Origin of the sequence: Methylosinus sp. PW1 (assembly GCF_000745215.1) — a bacterium.
Lineage (GTDB): Bacteria > Pseudomonadota > Alphaproteobacteria > Rhizobiales > Beijerinckiaceae > Methylosinus.
Genome location: NZ_JQNK01000008.1, coordinates 321,135 through 339,167, shown reverse-complemented (window position 1 = coordinate 339,167; position 18,033 = coordinate 321,135). Strand labels below are relative to the sequence as shown.

Annotated in this window: 23 protein-coding genes; 20 read left to right on the top strand and 3 right to left on the bottom strand. The window is 56.4% G+C overall.

All coding sequences use genetic code 11. The features are described 5' to 3' along the window. Positions 1 to 6 precede the first annotated feature (6 nt). The 11 genes from K369_RS07140 to K369_RS07100 all read left to right on the top strand — a co-directional run bounded on the left by K369_RS07140 (position 7) and on the right by K369_RS07100 (position 7,906). The gene (locus tag K369_RS07140) at positions 7 to 384 is read left to right on the top strand and encodes a hypothetical protein (RefSeq protein ID WP_156967776.1); all 378 of its coding nucleotides are present in this window, start codon (positions 7 to 9) and stop codon (positions 382 to 384) included. Continuing rightward, positions 381 to 1,205 carry a hypothetical protein gene (locus K369_RS07135; RefSeq protein WP_036289552.1) on the top strand — a complete coding sequence of 275 codons (825 nt, stop codon included), beginning with the start codon at positions 381 to 383 and terminating at the stop codon, positions 1,203 to 1,205. The genes K369_RS07140 and K369_RS07135 overlap by 4 nt, the downstream gene beginning before the upstream one ends. A gap of 14 nt (positions 1,206 to 1,219) precedes the next feature. Beyond that, entirely contained in the window at positions 1,220 to 1,423 is a 204-nt protein-coding gene (locus K369_RS07130) for a hypothetical protein (protein WP_036289550.1), read from the top strand. Positions 1,424 to 1,490: 67 nt separating this feature from the next. After that, the gene (locus tag K369_RS07125; RefSeq protein ID WP_036289548.1) at positions 1,491 to 2,585 is read left to right on the top strand and encodes a N4-gp56 family major capsid protein; all 1,095 of its coding nucleotides are present in this window, start codon (positions 1,491 to 1,493) and stop codon (positions 2,583 to 2,585) included. Between the two features lie 38 nt (positions 2,586 to 2,623). Beyond that, the gene (locus K369_RS24565; RefSeq protein ID WP_051949123.1) at positions 2,624 to 3,076 is read left to right on the top strand and encodes a hypothetical protein; all 453 of its coding nucleotides are present in this window, start codon (positions 2,624 to 2,626) and stop codon (positions 3,074 to 3,076) included. A gap of 44 nt (positions 3,077 to 3,120) precedes the next feature. Beyond that, entirely contained in the window at positions 3,121 to 3,537 is a 417-nt protein-coding gene (locus K369_RS07115) for a hypothetical protein (protein ID WP_198033060.1), read from the top strand. Next, entirely contained in the window at positions 3,534 to 4,256 is a 723-nt protein-coding gene (locus K369_RS07110) for a DUF6682 family protein (RefSeq protein ID WP_036289544.1), read from the top strand. The genes K369_RS07115 and K369_RS07110 overlap by 4 nt, the downstream gene beginning before the upstream one ends. Further along, positions 4,253 to 4,903: a hypothetical protein gene (locus tag K369_RS24560; RefSeq protein ID WP_156967773.1), complete on the top strand. Its 651-nt coding sequence runs from the start codon at positions 4,253 to 4,255 to the stop codon at positions 4,901 to 4,903. The genes K369_RS07110 and K369_RS24560 overlap by 4 nt, the downstream gene beginning before the upstream one ends. A gap of 9 nt (positions 4,904 to 4,912) precedes the next feature. Further along, entirely contained in the window at positions 4,913 to 5,710 is a 798-nt protein-coding gene (locus K369_RS26270; RefSeq protein WP_156967772.1) for a hypothetical protein, read from the top strand. A 149-nt stretch (positions 5,711 to 5,859) separates the two neighbouring features. Continuing rightward, complete coding sequence (locus K369_RS26265; protein ID WP_156967771.1) at positions 5,860 to 7,665, top strand: hypothetical protein; 1,806 nt, start codon at positions 5,860 to 5,862, stop codon at positions 7,663 to 7,665. Between the two features lie 31 nt (positions 7,666 to 7,696). Then, positions 7,697 to 7,906, top strand: coding sequence for a hypothetical protein (locus K369_RS07100; RefSeq protein WP_036289543.1), 210 nt, complete (start codon positions 7,697 to 7,699; stop codon positions 7,904 to 7,906). 157 nt (positions 7,907 to 8,063) lie between these two features. On the opposite strand, the gene K369_RS26260 is transcribed toward K369_RS07100, so the two are convergent. Then, entirely contained in the window at positions 8,064 to 8,273 is a 210-nt protein-coding gene (locus K369_RS26260; protein ID WP_156967770.1) for a hypothetical protein, read from the bottom strand. Between the two features lie 49 nt (positions 8,274 to 8,322). Next, on the bottom strand, positions 8,323 to 9,132 hold the full coding sequence (locus tag K369_RS07095; RefSeq protein ID WP_198033058.1) for an ABC transporter permease: 810 nt from the start codon (positions 9,130 to 9,132) through the stop codon (positions 8,323 to 8,325). A gap of 162 nt (positions 9,133 to 9,294) precedes the next feature. Here K369_RS07095 and K369_RS07090 point away from each other — a divergent pair, with 162 nt between their 5' ends. The 5 genes from K369_RS07090 to K369_RS07070 are packed head-to-tail and all read left to right on the top strand — an operon-like array spanning position 9,295 to position 13,451. Then, the gene (locus K369_RS07090) at positions 9,295 to 9,633 is read left to right on the top strand and encodes a Calx-beta domain-containing protein (protein WP_036289540.1); all 339 of its coding nucleotides are present in this window, start codon (positions 9,295 to 9,297) and stop codon (positions 9,631 to 9,633) included. Further along, the gene (locus tag K369_RS07085) at positions 9,630 to 10,427 is read left to right on the top strand and encodes a Calx-beta domain-containing protein (RefSeq protein WP_036289538.1); all 798 of its coding nucleotides are present in this window, start codon (positions 9,630 to 9,632) and stop codon (positions 10,425 to 10,427) included. The genes K369_RS07090 and K369_RS07085 overlap by 4 nt, the downstream gene beginning before the upstream one ends. Before the next feature lie 11 nt (positions 10,428 to 10,438). Beyond that, positions 10,439 to 12,145 carry a hypothetical protein gene (locus K369_RS26255; RefSeq protein ID WP_036289536.1) on the top strand — a complete coding sequence of 569 codons (1,707 nt, stop codon included), beginning with the start codon at positions 10,439 to 10,441 and terminating at the stop codon, positions 12,143 to 12,145. Next, the gene (locus K369_RS07075; protein ID WP_036289534.1) at positions 12,142 to 12,735 is read left to right on the top strand and encodes a hypothetical protein; all 594 of its coding nucleotides are present in this window, start codon (positions 12,142 to 12,144) and stop codon (positions 12,733 to 12,735) included. The genes K369_RS26255 and K369_RS07075 overlap by 4 nt, the downstream gene beginning before the upstream one ends. After that, complete coding sequence (locus K369_RS07070; RefSeq protein WP_051949120.1) at positions 12,735 to 13,451, top strand: hypothetical protein; 717 nt, start codon at positions 12,735 to 12,737, stop codon at positions 13,449 to 13,451. Before K369_RS07075 ends, K369_RS07070 begins: the two co-directional genes overlap by 1 nt. 23 nt (positions 13,452 to 13,474) lie before the next feature. Here K369_RS07070 and K369_RS27375 read toward each other — a convergent pair whose 3' ends face one another. Further along, complete coding sequence (locus K369_RS27375; protein WP_210165045.1) at positions 13,475 to 13,933, bottom strand: hypothetical protein; 459 nt, start codon at positions 13,931 to 13,933, stop codon at positions 13,475 to 13,477. Between K369_RS27375 and K369_RS25405 the strand changes: the two genes are divergently transcribed. Genes K369_RS25405 through K369_RS07040 form a run of 4 tightly spaced genes read left to right on the top strand, consistent with a single transcriptional unit; the run spans position 13,932 to position 18,022 of the window. Next, entirely contained in the window at positions 13,932 to 15,110 is a 1,179-nt protein-coding gene (locus K369_RS25405) for a tail fiber domain-containing protein (protein ID WP_084570542.1), read from the top strand. The genes K369_RS27375 and K369_RS25405 overlap by 2 nt on opposite strands. Then, positions 15,110 to 15,796 (top strand): HNH endonuclease domain-containing protein, encoded by a 687-nt coding sequence (locus K369_RS25400; RefSeq protein ID WP_036289530.1) that lies wholly within the window; start codon positions 15,110 to 15,112, stop codon positions 15,794 to 15,796. The genes K369_RS25405 and K369_RS25400 overlap by 1 nt, the downstream gene beginning before the upstream one ends. Further along, positions 15,793 to 16,602, top strand: a complete 810-nt coding sequence (locus K369_RS07045) for a phage tail tip lysozyme (protein WP_036289528.1) — start codon at positions 15,793 to 15,795, stop codon at positions 16,600 to 16,602. Before K369_RS25400 ends, K369_RS07045 begins: the two co-directional genes overlap by 4 nt. Positions 16,603 to 16,609: 7 nt before the next feature. Next, positions 16,610 to 18,022 (top strand): hypothetical protein, encoded by a 1,413-nt coding sequence (locus tag K369_RS07040; RefSeq protein WP_036289526.1) that lies wholly within the window; start codon positions 16,610 to 16,612, stop codon positions 18,020 to 18,022. Positions 18,023 to 18,033: the final 11 nt, after the last annotated feature.

Genomic DNA, 18,033 nt, shown 5'->3' with positions numbered 1-18,033 from the left:
AGGCAATTGGATGAATTCGTCGATGATCTTATTATCGCTAAAAAAATAGCAGCGATGACAGATTGCCACGCGAAGCCGGGAGAGCCTGACACTCACTTTGCGCTTCTTCGCATCCTATCGGCGGCCTATCACCAGTCGAAAGGCGGAAAGGGCCAGGAGCGCCACGGGAACGGAAAGCCGTTCGACAAGCAGCCGATCATGGAGATCGCACGCATGGTCGGCGTCGGCGGCCAGACGTTCCAAATCTGCAAGAAGGCGCAGGAGGCCACGACGATGGTCGAGCGCGGACAACTCGACGCGGCGAAGCACGAACTGCTCGGCGCGATCGTCTATGCGGCTGCGGCCGTCCTTTTGATCGAAGAGAAGCAGGGAGAACGGAAGTGACCGACAAGCCGAACTACGAAGGACTCACGGCGGAAGAGATCGCCGAGATCGAGGGCGGGGCCGAAGAGCTGGCGCTCATCGACAACCTGACAGGAGACGACGAGCCGGAGGCGAAGCCTGCGGTCGCGCCGGCCGAGGAAGCGGCGAAGCCGGCCGACAAGGAACCGGAGCCGGAAGAGCTGCGGAGCGATCCAGCGCCAATTCTCCCCACCTCTGGCCCGAAGGATGCGGAACAGCGCACGGCGGCGATCAAGGCCGACCGAGACGCGCTCGTCGCCAAGTTCGAAGACGGCGACATTACCGCGCGCGAATACGCGGATGGCCTCGAAGCGCTGAATGAGAAGCGCAACGAGATCGAGCGCGAACGGCTGAAGGCCGACATCGGCCGCGAGGCGCACGAGAACGCAATCGTCAATCAGTGGAACCGGGACGTGTCGGATTTCCTTTCGACGACGGCCAAGCACATCGCCGATCGCGGAGAGCGCGCGCTCCTGGCGTTCGACCAGTATGTGAAGTCGGTCACAGGCGATCCGAAGAACGCCAATCTCTCGAACCGCGCTCAGCTCGACAAGGCGTATCGGGAGTTCACCGCCGACCTCGGCGGCGCGCCGGAGAAGAAGGTCGGCGACGGAGAAGCCCCGAAGCCAAAGCCGAAGCCGGTCATTCCGCCGACGCTCGCCAGGCTTCCGGCTGAGGAGATCACGGAGACGACCGATGGCCGCTTCGCGCAGCTCGACAGACTGGCGGAAACCGATCCGGCAGCTTACGAGCGCGCCGTCTCTCGGCTGACTGACGAAGAGCGCATCGCCTACGAGCGATAATAGGAGCAAAAACAATGTGGTTCGCTGAGTTGACGGCTGGCGATAGCATCGAAATAGGCGGCGTGGTTGTGAAGCTGGAAGAGAAATCCGGCAAGAAGGCGCGACTGTCGATCGATGGGGACAGGGATATCGCCGTCACCGTCAACTCAGCGAGCCGCAAAGAAATTCTTGACAAGCCCAATTCAATACCGCTTGAAGTGAAAACTGAAATCGGATAATTTCCGTCGAACGCGATGGCGCAAGAGTGCCTGATGCGGGTTTCAAAACCCTCATGAGGCACGTCCTATGACCGCAACAGTCATTCCTTTTGGCGACCCGAAGGCGCAGAAGCGCTGGAGCGCCTTTCTTTCCGTCGAGCAGAACAAGAAGAGCTATTTCACTCGGAAGTTCATCGGCGAGGAAGCAAACAGCATCATTCAGCGCAAGACGGAGCTGGAGTCGGACGCGGGCGATCGTGTGTCGTTCGACCTCTCCGTTCTGCTGCGCGGAAAGCCCACAGCCGGCGACAATCGAGTGAAGGGCAAGGAGGAAAACCTCCGCTTCTACACCGATGAAGTCGCGATTGACCAGCTCCGTCACCCGGTCTCGGCCGGCGGCAAGATGTCCCGCAAGCGCACGTCGCATGATCTTCGCAAGGTCGCGCGTGATCGCCTGTCCGATTATTGGTCGCAGTATATCGACGAGATGCACTTCATGTATCTCGCGGGCGCGCGCGGCATCAATCAGGACTTCATCGAGGACACCGACTACACTGGCCACGCGGGCAATGCGCTCCAGGCTCCTGATGCGCAGCACATCATCTACGGCGGCGTGGCCACGTCGAAGGCGTCGCTCGCCTCGACCGACAAGTTCACGAAGGGCGTCGTCGAGAAGGCGGTCATCGCCTCGACCATGATGCGCGCGCTCGATCCGAACGCGGCCAATATGCTGCCCGTCACCGTCAACGGCGAGCCTCATTACGTCTGCTTGATGACGCCGTTCCAGGAATACGATCTTCGCACGGCCGATACGACCGGGTGGCTCGAAATCCAGAAGGCGGCTGCGGCGGCCGAGGGTCGGAAGAACCCGATCTTCCAGGGCGGCCTCGGCATGATCAACAACGTCGTGCTGCATTCGCACGCGAGCGTCATCCGCTACAGCGACTACGGAGCCGGCGCGAACGTCGCCGCCGCGCGGGCGCTGTTCCTTGGCCGTCAGGCCGGCGTCGTCGCCTACGGCACGGCGGGCGGCCTGCGCTTCACCTGGAAGGAAGAGATGGACGACTACGGCAACGAGCCGACCGTCGTCGCCGGCACGATCATCGGCGTGAAGAAGACGCGCTTCAACAGCCGCGACTTCGGCGTCATCGCCATCGACACCGCCGCAGCGTCGCCGAATTGATCGGCGGCGTCTGAACAACTCTTTCTCGGAGCAAGATCATGGTTGCCATCATTCAGGGAAAATACGGCCGCCTTCGCGAGACGCCTCCGCGTCCGCAAACGGCCGGCGCACTGCACGTCGCCGAGTTCATCTACGACGCCTCAGCCGGCCTCCTCGCCGTGGACAAGCTCGAACTCGGCATCCTCCCGGCCGGCGCGGACATCTACGACTACTTCTTTTGGTCCGAGACCGATCTCGGCGCGAAGACGATCAGCGCTGGCGTCATGTCTGGCACGGTCGGCTCGACCGACAGCGCGCGCACGGTCGGAACCGATCTCTACTCTGCCGTATCGGTTGCGACGGCTCACACGAGCATCGTGCGTCAGACGGCCGTCGCCGGTCAGAAGATTGCGGTCGCGACCACCGATCGCTCGCTTGGTCTTCAGATCAGCGCCGACCTCGCGGCGGCCGCCGGCCAGATCATCCATTTGACGGTCTTCTACGCGCAGTGAAGTGGGGACTCCGCTGCGCGTAGTTGCATGAGACACCGAAAACGGTGGAGGACCACGGCCCTCCACCAACTCATTGCAAAGAGGTTGACATGAAAATTCAATGCACTCTTCTCCGCAAGGGCGGGACGCACGTCGAGATCGGCAGAAAGAAATACCATTTTGCGCCGGATGCGAATGGCCTGCACGTCTCCGATGTCGAAGATGAAGATCACATCGCGCGCTTCCTCGGCATCCCGGAAGCCTATCGCGTGGTCGTCGAAAAGGCTGCGGTGAAAGAGCCTGCGCCCGCGCCGACGCCAGACGAAGAGCAAGAGCAGGAGCCGGCCGACAACGGACTCGAAGAGCTGGACAAGATCGCGCTGACGAAGCGCTACATCGAGCTTTACAACGAGCCTCCGTCTGGCTCGCTCACGAAGCCACGCCTCATCGAAGCCATCCGTGAGAAGGCCGCGCGTCAGTGACGGTAATCCCGAGCGACATTTTCAGCCGGGCCAAGATCGTGCTGCAAGACGAGGGCAGCACGAGATGGCCGCTGGCTGAAATGCGCTTGTGGTTCAACGACGCGCTCAGAGAAATCTCCCTGGTGAAGCCGACTGCGTTCGCCAAGCCAGTCATCACTCTTATGGGCGTCGGCTCGTATCAGAAGATCGACGGCCAATATACTGGCATTCTGCGCATCACGACGAATTTGAAAACCGTTACGGAGTCGCCGCGCGATCCTGGACTTTCGATCAAGACGGTCGATAAGGACATGCTAGACGCTCAGACGCCATATTGGCAGGATCAGGTGAAGACGCGGAAGGCTCGCGTGGTTCGCAATGTCGCGTTCGACCAGAACGATCCGAACGCATTCTGGGTCTATCCGCCGAATGATGGGACCGGCGTCGTCGATGTAATCGTGTCGCGCGTCCATCCTGGCGTCGCCGAGATCGTATCGCCGGCCAATCCAGAGCTGCTCTCAAATTATTCGACGCCGATCACTGACATCAACGATGTCTACGAGAACATCATCGTCGATTACATCCTCTATCGGTCCTTCTCTAAGGACGCTCAGTTCGCAGGCAGTGCGGCTCGCGCGGCGGCATACTACAGCCAGTTCATGAACGCGCTCAACGTGAGCATCGCGAATGACGCGAACCGCAATCTCAACGTCAAGCCAGCGCAGGAGAATAGAGCGTGACGCCGCTGTGCGACATCAACTCCTATGTGTCGCCATACGCGATGTCGGCGAGCGATCCGCTCGTCGAGCGGAACCTTTTGCTCGCGGCAATCGACTTTTGCAAGAAGACACGGTGCTGGCGATTGGTGCAGGAGATCGACGTTACGTCTGATGAATACGAGCTGCTCCCATGCCCTTCACAGGCTTCGATCCATGAGATCGAAGAGGCGTGGTTCAAGCTGAGCGGAGCATATGAGTATCAGGAACGCCCGCTAAACAGAGTTGCATTCGACGAGGTAAAGCCCTCCTCCTGGCCCGTTACGACTGCGCAGAGTAACGACGGCGTTATTCCTGACGCGATCTGCCAAGTGCGCCACAACTCCGTCGCTGTGCTTCCGCCGTGCGTCGGGACGCTGAAAATAAGCTTGTTCTTGAAACCATCTCAAGATGCTGACGCGATACCGAATTTCATGTTCGAGGAGTTCGCTGAGACGATCGCTAATGGCGCTCTATCGCGCATTCTCATGATACCTGAACAACCATACACAAATCCGCAATTGGCGACGCTGAAGTCGTCCGAGTTTCGCGCTGACTGCGATCGATATTTCGCGCGAAACAAGCGAGGCCAGCAGCGTGGCCATGTTCGTTCTCGATCGTCTTTCTTCTGAGGCATAGTCATGGCTTTGGCGGTCAACAGGTCGAGAATGCAAAGCTTCCATGCGTCTGACGTGGGGGTTTCGTTCGCTGGATCGTTCAGACAGCGGTCACTTGAGGAAATCACATACTTCATCGACTACTCTCGTTGGCTATCTTATGGTTCAACAATATCTAGCGTTGACTTTTATTGCAATCCAGCAACGTCTCCAGCTATTTCAATATATGCAAGCACTATAGTTGACAGTGGTGACGGAGCTTTGTTCAAAATTTTTGGAGGAGTGGTAGGGTCAAAATATTCAATTGATATAATTGCTTACACAAGCGATGGTCAGATAAAAATTGATACTATACTTGTTTATATCGCACCGTCTAATGCTCAATCTTCAAGCGGTTTTGTAACTGTATCAATAGAAGAGTTTGATGTATTGTTTTGTGTTTATGCGTCAGTTTTGCCAAAGTTTCCAGGATCGCCTGGAACAGCGTGGAACAACGACGGCTCACCTGAGATATCTTCTGGTAATCCGTCAACTTTGAGCGATGTTAGGCTTATTATGTCTCTCGCTCAATTCGACGCTCTATTTAGAGCGTATGTATCATATTTGCCAAAGTTTCCAGGATCGCCTGGAACAGCGTGGAACAATGATGGCTCACCTGAGATATCTTCTGGTAATCCGTCAACTTTGAGCGATGTTAGGCTTATTATGTCTCTCGCTCAATTCGACGCTCTATTTAGAGCGTATGTATCATATTTGCCAAAGTTTCCAGGATCGCCTGGAACAGCGTGGAACAATGATGGATCGCCAGAGATATCGAAATGAGGGACGTCATGAATGCCGCGCGATTTCTAAGTTCAGCCTCAATAATCGCGCTCGTCGTTTCCGGCGGCGTCGCGCATGCCGCATACAGCTCCCCGACGTATCAGGACACGACGGTCCTCGGAAACTTGAAGCTTCCTGGAACCGGATACGTGAAAGGTGCGGCTGGCGGTTCCGTGCTATTTAGCACGACCGTTCCTAGAACGGATTTGTCTGGACTTGGGACCGGAATTGCAGATGCGCTCGGGATAAATGTTGGGATAGTTGGATCGCCAATTATTAATGGCGGTGCACTCGGGACTCCGAGCGGCGGTAATTTGGCAAACGCGACTGGATTGCCGATTTCTACGGGCGTCTCCGGCCTTGGTGCTGGCGTCGCTACTGCGCTTGGTAATGCTGCGAATAGCGCCAATGGTTTTGCAACATTTGGTGCGGTGCAAGCTGTCGTGGCGAACAATACAGCGCTGTCGTCTCTTCCTAGCACTTATGCGACGGCGGTCGCACGGCTCGGTTATTACGCCCTCGGGGATAGCGAGCCTCTTATTTTCGTCCCGTCTGGTTCTGCTTGTTCGCTGGGCGCAGGCGCGGGTAACGGCGTCACACAATTTCCCACATCTGACGGAAAGTGCTGGATAGCGCAAACGCCAAACTCGGTTTGGGATGCTGCATGGGCGGGGCTAGATAACACAGGATCATCTTCTAACTCCGTAAAACTCCAGGCGTTGATAGATGCTCTGCCTGATAAGGGCGGCACGATTAAGATTAATCAGTGCGGATTTTACAACTTCACTTCCACTGTGCATATCGGAAACGGGACATCAACCACCCCGTCCACTAGGCGTGGTGTGCATATCGTCGGCAATGGTGATGTAATGCTGACACCTGTCCCTGCCGCGCCACTCCCGTGCGTGCAGTTTTCCTGGACCGGACCGGCTTCCGGCGGCCCGGTTGTTTCGTTCGACGGGCCGTTGAATGGTTGGGGGTTGGAAAATATCTATTTCTACGGGAACAATTCTGGGGCGAGTGCATTCCAACTACATGCAGCCTCTGACGGGTATTCGCGGGGTGTCGTCGCAAATAACTTCATAGGCCATAGCGTCGTTCTGGACACGTATTCAAGCGCTGGCTATCCGGGGTCGGCGGTTTATAATACCGGAAGAAATATCATTGAAAACATGTTCATAGCAACATCGGATCACAATGGAGCTATAGGGCTTATTCTTGACGGTCCGGCGGACGGCTCTACCGACCCTTCCCTGAACACATTTATAAACTTGAATGTTAGCGTCGGAACGCTTACGCCGGGTAACGTCGGAGTCGGAATATACCTCGCAGTCGCTGACACCAATCTATTTATTAACCCGTTGATTTTCGGAGCGTATTCTGCGGCTTCGTATGGTTTGGTTCTCGACTACTCAAAAAATTCCATATACCCAACGGCAAATTCGCTTGTAGGTGGAGCGCTTGCTAAGGACCCAGGGGTGCTTGGCCAAGCCGTTTTTACAGTAGGCTCTCCGTATTATACATCTGCCCCAAATTATCTAAATGGAATGCAGCAAGTTAACGGCGCTACGATATCTCCGAACGTCACAGGAATATCTACAGACCTGCCTCGTATAGAATTCCCCACGTTGTCCGCGTCGAACCGCACGAATAACCAGAGTGGAACGCTCTTCCAGGCATCGATGACAAGCCTGTATCGTGTGTGCGCTTACCTTACCACGCAAACCGCCGGAACTGCTGGAACGGCCTCTTTCTCCTTAACATGGAACGACGGCATTGCCCATTCATTTACAAGCACGGCTCCGCTTGACCTGACTAGCACAGCGGAAACATCGTCAGATTGTCGGATACTTCTCGCAAACGTCTCCACTAACGTAAGCTGGGGCATTAACCTTGCTGGCGTAACTGGAACACCTGCGTTTGGTTACTATATCACCACGGAGCGGCTAAATTGACTGTGAACGTCCAGAGCAAGGATATGTAAAGATGAGCGAAGATAAAATCAGCAAGAACGAATTTGATGCCCTGTTCTGTGGAATGTTCCTCGGCGCTAAGGCCATGGGATTTTTGGTTATCGAGATCATCGCGGTTGCTCATGATTATGTCATGGCAATAATTATGCTGCCATTTGTAATCATGAGCGGAATGGATATATTTTCGGTGCTAAAAACATATTTAGCAAGAAACCAGCAATAAATATTCCAGATCGAAATTCGTAATGGACCGTGTCGCGTTGGCGTGGGTGAAGACATCCGATGGCTCTACAGCCTGCACTTGGTAGGGGCCATCATAACAAAGCCCTCGGCGCTCAGGCCGAGGGCTTGACGGGCGAACTTGCGATCTACAGTGGTGGTCACCGCCACGCAGCTAGATCGTCCGCATAGCCGGCAAAATACCAGCCAGGGCGATCGATGCTCGGCAGCGTGCCATAGGCGATGATTTCGTTTTCTCCCCTATAGGCCCCGCAATTTCCATCGGCGTCACATGCTCGAACAGCACGCTCCGCGCCCGTGCTGAGAACGTATTCGATAGCAAGCTTCTGAGTCTCGGTTATGCTGCTCATATCTTATCCTCGTTTTGGACAATTGGCATTCTACACCGTTCCGCTTCAGCTATCTAGCCGATAATACATGGCCGCGCGTCATGCGTTCGACCAACAGGCTTACGAAAATCGCCACGACTCCGAACTTTACGACATAGGCGCGGTCCAGAAATCCGGCCCCCACGCTGTCATAATAGGCGTAACGCATCCATTCGATTGATTGCGCGATCGGATTGTAGGATTGTATCGCGCGATAGGGCTCTGGCAGGCTGTCGGGCAAAAAAACAGTGCCTGAGGCAACCCATAGCAAAATGCGGAATACCGCGAACATCATGGCCCATATTGGGATGATCAGAGCCAATATTCCGTTGAATAATCCGAGGCCGACGCCGAGCAGTATAGCGGCTCCATAAGCGCTTGCCGCCTGCTCCAAGTCTCGCGGCATCAGATTCTCGCCGAAAGCGGCGCCGATCACAATTAGAATCAGAACGACAGTGGAGGATGAGAGAACCTCCAGCACAATGCTCGCGAGTAGGGCATCCATCACCTTGACTTCTGGAAAGGCGAAGAGAGGTCTGCTCTGAAGGACCGACATCATCATGAAGGTGGATAGATAGGCCTGCACTTGAAAAGGCACTGCGCCGGTCGCCACGAAAAGTAGGGTGCTTTCTCCAACGGGAGCCATTCGGTTATTGAAGTAGAAGATTCCGATGATGATCAGCGTATGCACGAGCGGCCATGCGATCGCGACCAGATAGCCCAGGCCGTGACCGAAGAAGCGCGTGCGGATGTTACGGAGCATCAGCGCCATGATCACGGCCCGCTGGCGAGCAAAAGCCGCTTTTAGGGACATCCGGTCCTCCAAGTAACGGTCGGGCATGAACCAGCCCAGCTATCGGCCTGCAACTGCCTTGTGCAATTGCGGCGATCCATAAACCACACTACCCCCCTCCATGCCAACCCCAACAAGGAAGCCAATGGACCGCGAATTTCTCGCGGGCGCTACTTTGCCTTCGTCGGATTTTTCCCGTATGTTCGACGGATGGCACGCACGGCTATTTTTCGCGTCTATCTATCTCGCCCGAGCGTCGAGACTATCACGGTCGGCTACACGACTGTTCCTGGCTCCGCCGTCTCGCCAAGCGATTTCACGCCGGTCAGCGGCACGCTCAGCTTCTCCCCTGGCCAGACGGTTGCCCAGATCGCGGTGCCAGTTCGAAACGATATTCCAGGAAGCGCCGAGGAAAAATTCAGCGTTGCTCTCTCGTCCCCGACAAAGGCGACGATCCAGCGCGACACCGCATTTTGCACGCTCCCAGGCGCGGCTATTGATTCGCAGCCTGTCGCCTACATCGACAACATTACGGTGCCATCGGCATGACGCGCACAGCGACATACACCGTCAATCTGAGCCAAGCCCATTCGCTTGCGATCTCGATGAACTATTCCACGGTTGGGAAGACGGCGGTCTCCGGCTCCGATTTTACACCTGTCAGCGGGACGCTGAATTTCGCGCCGGGGGAGACATCAAATTCGTTCGATGTGCCGATCTTGGCGGTTTCAGATCGCGACCTGAAATTCTCCGCCAAACTATCCGCTCCAACAAATTGCACGCTCTCAACGGCCAATGCTGGCGTCTGCACGATATCTCCCGATAATGCACTTGTGGCACTCGTGACGACAGCGAAGAATGCAAAGGCAGCATCGGCGGCGGCAGACAGCGCGCACTATGACGCGACGATTGCCGCAGCGAGCGCGGCGTCAGCCTACGCATCGGCCAATTCAGCGCTCACGGCGGCTAATGCGGACCTCGACGCCAAGAACGCCGCCGCTGCGGCCTATGACGCTGATGCGAACGCCAAACTCGGGGCCATGAACGTCTGGCTCGTCGCCGCCGCTCAGAACCCCGCCTATCAGGCGACGGCGCTTCAGGCGCAGGCCGATTACAATGCTGCGGCGGCGACGGCGGCCCAGGCGCACACGGCGGCGTCGGCGGCCGCAACGACAGCGGCCAATGCGTCCGCAGCGGTGGCGACGGCCCTGGTCAACAAGAACAATGCTGATGCGGCTGTGACGACGACAGCAGCTACCGCAGATGCGGCGCGATCGACGGCCGCAAGCACCAAAGCCGCCGCCGCTGCTGGCTTTGTCGGCTCAACGACGCTCGAACTTTGACGGGGTAGATCGTGATCGGGATCACAGGCTTTTCCGGCGAAATCCCCAGAACAATCCCGCGCCTTCTGCCAGATAGCGCAGCGCAGCTCGCGCGCAATTGTCGGCTCATTGATGGCGCTATCGTTCCGTTTCGACACCCCGCCGAGTATCGTAAGCTCGTCTCCGGCAATATCATGTTCTACAAGCGCGGAACGACTTGGTTCGAGTGGAACACAATCGTAGATGTCGTTCCGGCACCGATCGCCGCAAATCGTCTCTACATGACTGGAGACGGTGAGCCGAAGATCGTTTTGGATGGCGCGACCGTCTATCCGCTCGCCGTAAAATCGCCAGCGTCCGCTTTATCTGCATCTGTCACAGGAACGCCAGACCCAGCGACGCAGGCGACCGTCATATACGCATATACATACGTCACCGCATTCGATGAGGAGTCAGCTCCTAGCCCATCGAGCAACGAGGTTTTGCGTAGTGGCGGCATGAATGTGACGCTGACTGGTTTCGTCGCACCGCCAGACAATAGAAACTACAACCGCATTCGCATTTATCGATCTCAAACGAGCGCGAGTGGCGTCACTGATTTCTATTTCATTGCTGAGGTTGTCCTCCCCGTCCCGACGCCGAGCTGGATTGATGTCGTCGAGGACAATCCGATCCAAGAGCCGATCACCTCTCTCAATTACGATCCTCCACCAAGCAATCTCACTGGAATAATATCGCTTCCTAATGGAATGTTGGCCGGCTTCGTCGGCAAGAAGCTATATTTCTCGGAGCCGTGGCTTCCTCACGCTTGGCCAGAAAAATACGTCCAGACAACAAACTTCGATATCGTCGGGCTCGGTTCGTTTGGGTCATCTGTCGCGGTCATGACGACGGGACAGCCGTATGTCGTCTCCGGCACGACGCCAGACCAGATGATTATGGAGCAGTTGGAAGTCAACTATCCGTGCGTTAACAAGCGCGGTATCGTCGATCTCGGCTATGTTGTCGCCTATCCATCCACGGATGGCCTTGTCACGATCTCGTCCGCCGGCGCTCAGATTGCGACACGCCAGATTATCTCGCGTGAAAAGTGGCTGAAAATGTCACCAGACACGTTCATTTCGGCGCAATATGATGGTAGGTATGTCGCCTGCTACAACTACACAAACGTCGATGGATCGAACGAGATTGGATCGATAATCATCGATCTAACAGGCGAACAGCCATTCATCGTCAGAGTTGATATGTATTCAGACTATCTGTTTTTCGAGATAGGAGCTGGAAAGCTCTATGGCGTGAATGGGCAGATCGCGACTGAGTGGGACTCACTCCGTCAGTCGTTCATGAATGTGACGTGGAGATCGAAGAAATTCGTTCATTCTGGTCATGTCAATTTCGGCGCTATCTTGGCCGACACAGAGACTCTTCAAGTCGGTATTGGCGATCTAACGGCGCTCCCGTTTATTGTCATCGAAGATGCTACGTTCGTCACTGGCGTAGGTGATAGCGGGGCGTTCGGATCGGCCCCGTCCGCGAATACCGTTCCGTTCGGAATTCGCGTCTACGCCGATGGCAATCTCATCAGCACTGTGACGAAAGAAAATGCAGTCGCGCGCCTTCCGGCTGGATTTCTCGCGAAGACGTGGGAGATAGAGATTACCGGCGAGCGCATGGTGACTGGCGCATTCTTGGCGTGGTCTCCGAGCGAGCTTGCGATCGTCAGTGGAGGATCGCAATGAGAACATCCGACGATCGCCTATTCGACAAGATGCGCGAGAAGCTCGAAAGCCTCACAGGAGAGCGAGCAGACGGGACGCGTCGCGCGCTCCTAGTCGGTGATCTGACGAGCGCCAAGAACGATATTCTCGCCACAACCGGATTATCGATCGACAAGATCAATGCGGCGCTTGCTTCTGGGCTTTATCTGACGAGCAATCTTCTTGCGGCGGCTGGAAACTTCGTATCAGGATCGACAGGCAAGATACTCACCGCTGATATCGTATGGGGAGATGCAGCGGAAAAAACGATCACTGTGGCCGGGACGACATATACGCCAGATTTCGGCGCTGGAATCAATTTCCTGATAGCCGGCCCAACTTCAGACTTCACGCTCGCAAATCCGACGAATGCAAAGGTGGGGCAATGTGGAACAATACGCATCGTCCAGGATAGCGTTGGAAGTCGCCTTTGCACGCTCGGATCATATTGGAAGACGGCATTCTCGGTTCCTATCGTGCTTTCCACGTCTCCATATTCCGTTGACCTGTTGAGCTACAAAGTCATCACGAGCACGTTCATTCAATATTCTCTCGCGAAGAGCGTCGGCTGATGTTCCCCGGATTGTGCGGCATGGTGGACTCCGGCGGCCCGCCGACGAAGAGGACGGTTTTCCTCCTCTCGGGCTCGTTGTGGACCGCGCCGCCTGATTTGATCGCGTCGTTCGGCAGCTTGGTCGAATGCCTAGGTGGCGGCGGCGGCGGGCGCTACACGGGCGGCGGCGGCGGCGCTTATTCATCGAAGGCGAATGCGCTGACGCCAGGATCATTTTATCTGTTCACAGTTGGCGATGGTGGAATATCGGCTGGCCCCGGCGGCGACACATGGTTCGGAGGGGCAACGTTCGGCGCTTCGATTTGCGCGGCTAAGGGTGGCGGAAACGGCTATTCCGACGCATTTGGGAACCATGGCGGCGCAGGCGGTGTAGCGGCGAGCGGTATCGGCGACGTGACCTATTCCGGCGGCAACGGCCATAATCGGGGCGGCGGCGCGGCGGGGCCGAATGGGGCCGGCAAGGATGCTGACGACAGCCGTGGCGACAATAGCCTCGGCGGCGCGGCAGGTGCAGCCGGCGCTGAATGGGACGCGACGCACGGCTCGGGTGGCGGCGGCCTATTCGGCTCGGTCAATCCGCCCGTCTCTGGCTCCCCTGGTGGTGATGGCGGCCTCTATGGCGCGGGCGGCGGCGGAGGAGGCGGCCCGTTCGGAACGACGCCCGCAGGCGGCCTCGGGACGCAAGGAATAATCGTCATCACCTATTGGAGCTAGGTTGTCGGATTTTATCCGTCGCGCTACAATGGCGCGCCATGGAACCTCTTATCGTCACAGGGATGAAACGACTCGTCATTGCGGGCGATGACGAGATCGCTTGGGCGGCTGAGCGCATAGGCGGCGTCGTCTGGCCGCGCGACACGCAGGCGCTCGCGATTTATGATGGCGACGAACTGAGCGCAGTGACGCTTTATAACATGTTCATGGATGCTTCGTGTAGCGCGCATATCGCCACGAATGGAAAGCGAAGCTGGGCGACACGTGGAATGCTCTATGGCATTTTTGCGTTTCCGTTTTTGCAGCTCGATTTGCGGCGCATAACGGCACCGATCGCTGCGAGCAATAAGCCGGCTATTATAAACGCCATCAATCTCGGCTTTCAATTCGAGGGTCGCCTCATTCACGCGCGAGCCCACGACGATGAGATCGTCATGGGGATGCTCCGCGAGGAGTGCATTTGGATCAAGGAGACGGAGCATGGGTAAGTCGTCTGGATCGTCGAACAGCGCGCTTGCCACGTTTGCCGCAGCTCAGCAAGCCGACGCAGCGAACAAGCAAACTGCGCTCGGGCAAGATTGGCTCGACTTCTCGAAGCAGCAATTTGGTATCGCAAACGATCGTCAGGCGGCGAATGATGCGTTGACGAAGCAGGTCACAGACTCGCAGCTCACGGCGCAAAATCAGGCGAACACTTGGGCGGCGGAAGATCGCGACCGTTACAAGAGCGTGTTTCAGCCTTTGCAGGACAAGTTTATCGAGAAGGCAAACAATTGGGATAGCGCCGACAATCAGGCGAAGGCGGCGGCTGAAGCCAAGGCTGATGTCGCGAACAATGTCGCATTGCAGGATCAGCAGCGCGAGCGCGCCATGGCCGCGAAGGGCGTTCGCCCCGACAGCGGTGCGTGGGCCGGCATCGATCGCGCCGCTGGAACAGAAGGCGCGCTCGCCGAGGCTGGAGCGCAGAACGTCGCACGCAACAACCTTCGCACGCAGGCCGTCTCACTCCAGGCTGATGCGATCAATATGGGCAACGGCCTCCCGTCGTCCGCGTCGAGTAATTTGAGTCTCGGCGTCAACGCTGGATCGAGCGCAAACAGCAACAACCTCTCCACGCAGCAGTCATGGCTCAACAACCAGAGTATCATGAACACCGGCTATTCCGGCGCATCATCGGCAAATTCGTCTGCCGGTAATATGTGGGGAAACATATACAATAACGCGACGAGTCAGGCCAATTACCAAGCTCAACAGAATGCGTCAGGAACGAGCGCGCTCCTCGGCGGACTTGGCTCGCTCGCCGGTCTCGGCCTCGGGCTCTACAAGTCCGATGAAGACGCGAAGGAAGACAAGCGCGAGGTCAGAGGCATTCTCGACGCACTCAAGAAAATGCCGGTTTCTGCTTGGCGCTACAAGGATGGACAGGATCGAGAACGGCATGTAGGCGTCATGGCCCAAGATTTTCAACGAGAGACCGGATTGGGGGACGGTCGATCAATCCATGTTGTTGACGCACTAGGCGTCGTTATGGGCGGTGTGCAAGAATTGGCCGAACAAGTTGAAAAACTAAAAGGCAAGTCCGACAATGACGAAAAGAAGCCTGTGAATGAGTCGAGTCGGACGATGGCCAAAAGCATCATGTCGAGGAGGGCCGCATAATGTTTTTAAAAGATATTATTTCTAGGTCCGAAGCGAAGACGGCTGGTATCAAAAGATACTTCACTGGAAATCGATGCAAGCATGGTCATATATCTGAACGTAAGGTATCGAATGGTGAATGCGTAGACTGCTCACGTGCTGGGACAGCCGCATGGGCTGTGAAAAATACTGAGCATGTCAGAGAATACAAGATTAAATATAGATCAGATAAAAAACATGAAATAAGAGCATATGAAGCAAAATATCGTATTGATAATTTAGATAATGTTAGAATTTATCAGGCTAAATATTTCAAGAAATACTATGCTTATAATAGAGAAAAACTTCTTAATTACCAAGATGGATACAGGGCTGATAATGGTGTAAAAGTTAAAGGATATGCAGCTATATATAGGGCTACGCCAGAAGGCCACGCGATAAGGCTTAAACATACAAGTAAACGGAGAGCACTAAAGCGTGGACACGAGATAAATTGGACGAATGAAGATCACGAAAATGTTAAGCGTCTCTTCCAGGAAGCGGCAAGACTTGAGCTACAAACTGGCGTAAAATACCATGTAGATCACATAATTCCGCTCTCCCGTGGCGGCGATCATCACCCTAGCAATATGCAAGTTGTGACGGCAGCTTACAATATGACGAAGGGGTCGCGAACCGAGGAAGAGATGAGGAAGAGGGCGGCATGAGTGCGGGGATCGGCATCGGATCGTTCTTCCAAGGGCTAGGCTCCGGCTACGGAGCTGTGCGGCAGGCCGATCTCAACGATGCGCTCTTGAAGGCGCGCGAGCGCGAGCTGGCGCTTGCTTCGACGACGCCTGCGGCGAGCAGCGATGCGACGCCGGCAGCAACGAGCCAGACGACGCCTGTGACGCCAGCCAGTGGATCAACGAATGGCGCATCCGGCAACGGGACGATCAACATCACCTACGGCGGCGCGCTGGACAAATCGACTGGTGGCGCTCCGTCGCCGCGCGAGATGTTCGATTATCTGACGAGTAAGGGCGCATCGAAGAACGAGGCGCTTCTCCTCACCGGCGCGGCTGGATCGGAAAGTGGTTTTAATCCGAGCGCCTCACACGACAGCGGAACCGGATATGGCCTGTTCGGTCATAGGCTCGATCGTCTCGACGCCATGCGAAAGTTCGCCGGCAATAATGCTCCGACATGGCAGCAGCAAAGCGATTTCGCCCTGAATGAGCTTCGAAACCGGCCAGAGAAGGGCATGGTGGATGCAGCGTCGTCACCAGACCAACTGGCGATTGCGCAAATGCACTTCGAACAGCCGCAGGGCTACACGAAGGCAAATCCGCAAGCCGGTCACAATTTCACGGGTCGATTGAACACGCTGCGGCGCTTCAATGATCTCGTCGGCGGCGCGCAAACAGCCACGCCGAAATCTCTATCGTCTGGCTCGACGACTTCGAAGAAATCGGCCGACGCCACAGACATCATGAACGAGCTGTTCCCGGAGCAGCGCAGCATTATTTCGTGAGGATATAATGGCCAACATCGGTCTCGGCATAGGCTCATTCATCAATGGCCTCACGAGCGGCGTCAACGCGGCGCGTCAGTGGGATCAAGCCGATCAGCTTCAAAAAATCCGCGAGCGCCAGCTTTCGATCATGGAAAATCAGGACAGGCGCGCGGAGGACAAGGCGAAGCTCGACGCCGAGAACAATGCTCAGGATCGGAAGTGGAAGCAGGAAGATCGCGACTCCGTTGAGGAGGAGAAGACGAAGAATGAGCCGATCAAAGATGCTCAGCGCAAATCGATCTTGACTGGACTGAATGATGCGTCGGCAGAGCGCGATGCAAAATCTGCGGCCGGCTCCGCTGCACAAAAAGAAATGGACGCCAATCCTGGAAAATACGGCTCTTTCGAAGACGCCTATCGCGCCGTAGCGGTTCCGAAGATACAGCAACACTATTTGTCTCGCGGCGAGACCGATAAGGCTGATGCGTTCGGAAAATGGTCGAACGACAAGCGAACCGAAGCAGGCATAAAGTCGTTCGGAAACTTTTCCAACAGCATCGCTGTCGGCGATTGGGGCGGGGCGACGAAGCACCTTCAATCGATATTCGACGATCCGGCCTATATGGCTCCGCATGGATACAAGATTGGCGTCGAACCGATACGAGACGACTCCGGCAAGCAGATCGGCGTTCGTGGGACGACGACGGGGCCGGATGGTCAGACGCAGACGAAGGATTTCACCGATCCGGGCCAGCTTTATCAGTTCGTCTCGCCGATCATCAATCCGCATTCAGCGTTCGAATGGGCGAAGACGGTTCACGATAATGAGATTGCCGCGAAGTCTCAGCGAGCCAGTGAGCGCAACAAGCTGTCCGATCAAATCGAACTGGAAGGCTTCAAGCAGCAAGGCCAAGCCGACCTCAAGAGCATGGAGATTGCCGGGAAGATCGCCGAAAAGCGCGCCGATGGCATCGGCATGGACCCGAAGGAATATACGAAGGCCGTGCTCGATATGAGCAAGAACATGGCCGACAACGGCATGTTGTCGAAGCCGGATGCAAACGGAAAATCTGTTCCGATGTCGGCCGAGGAAGCTATCGCCGCTGCAGCCGATCGCGTGGATCAAGCCGTCATCCGGCAGAAGACGCAAGGCGCGACGCCGGGCGCGCGCCCGATCATGCCCGGCGCGCAGACGACGCCACAGGTCGCGCCATCGCGTCAGGTGCCACTGTTCGCGCGCGCGCAACCACCCGCGCCGGCCGCGCCGGATGCCCAGCCGGCCGCCGCACAACCGCCCGCGCAAGCGCCAGCAGCTCCACAGCAAGCGCAGCAGCCGCAGGGCCTCACCGTCGAGCAGCAATACGCGCAAAAATACGGCGCTCCGCTTTATTACAATCCCGACGAAGTGGATATGTGGAGACGCCAGCGGGGCATTTGACGACTTCCAAT

Coding starts and splice junctions, on each gene's coding strand:
- K369_RS07130 (WP_036289550.1), top strand. CDS start 1,220: ATGTGGTTCGCTGAGTTGACGGCTGGCGATAGCATCGAAATAGGCGGC.
- K369_RS07125 (WP_036289548.1), top strand. CDS start 1,491: ATGACCGCAACAGTCATTCCTTTTGGCGACCCGAAGGCGCAGAAGCGC.
- K369_RS24565 (WP_051949123.1), top strand. CDS start 2,624: ATGGTTGCCATCATTCAGGGAAAATACGGCCGCCTTCGCGAGACGCCT.
- K369_RS26270 (WP_156967772.1), top strand. CDS start 4,913: ATGGCTTTGGCGGTCAACAGGTCGAGAATGCAAAGCTTCCATGCGTCT.
- K369_RS07100 (WP_036289543.1), top strand. CDS start 7,697: ATGAGCGAAGATAAAATCAGCAAGAACGAATTTGATGCCCTGTTCTGT.
- K369_RS26260 (WP_156967770.1), bottom strand. CDS start 8,273: ATGAGCAGCATAACCGAGACTCAGAAGCTTGCTATCGAATACGTTCTC.
- K369_RS07095 (WP_198033058.1), bottom strand. CDS start 9,132: ATGCCCGACCGTTACTTGGAGGACCGGATGTCCCTAAAAGCGGCTTTT.
- K369_RS07090 (WP_036289540.1), top strand. CDS start 9,295: ATGGCACGCACGGCTATTTTTCGCGTCTATCTATCTCGCCCGAGCGTC.
- K369_RS07085 (WP_036289538.1), top strand. CDS start 9,630: ATGACGCGCACAGCGACATACACCGTCAATCTGAGCCAAGCCCATTCG.
- K369_RS07075 (WP_036289534.1), top strand. CDS start 12,142: ATGAGAACATCCGACGATCGCCTATTCGACAAGATGCGCGAGAAGCTC.
- K369_RS07070 (WP_051949120.1), top strand. CDS start 12,735: ATGTTCCCCGGATTGTGCGGCATGGTGGACTCCGGCGGCCCGCCGACG.
- K369_RS25405 (WP_084570542.1), top strand. CDS start 13,932: ATGGGTAAGTCGTCTGGATCGTCGAACAGCGCGCTTGCCACGTTTGCC.
- K369_RS27375 (WP_210165045.1), bottom strand. CDS start 13,933: ATGCTCCGTCTCCTTGATCCAAATGCACTCCTCGCGGAGCATCCCCAT.
- K369_RS25400 (WP_036289530.1), top strand. CDS start 15,110: ATGTTTTTAAAAGATATTATTTCTAGGTCCGAAGCGAAGACGGCTGGT.
- K369_RS07045 (WP_036289528.1), top strand. CDS start 15,793: ATGAGTGCGGGGATCGGCATCGGATCGTTCTTCCAAGGGCTAGGCTCC.
- K369_RS07040 (WP_036289526.1), top strand. CDS start 16,610: ATGGCCAACATCGGTCTCGGCATAGGCTCATTCATCAATGGCCTCACG.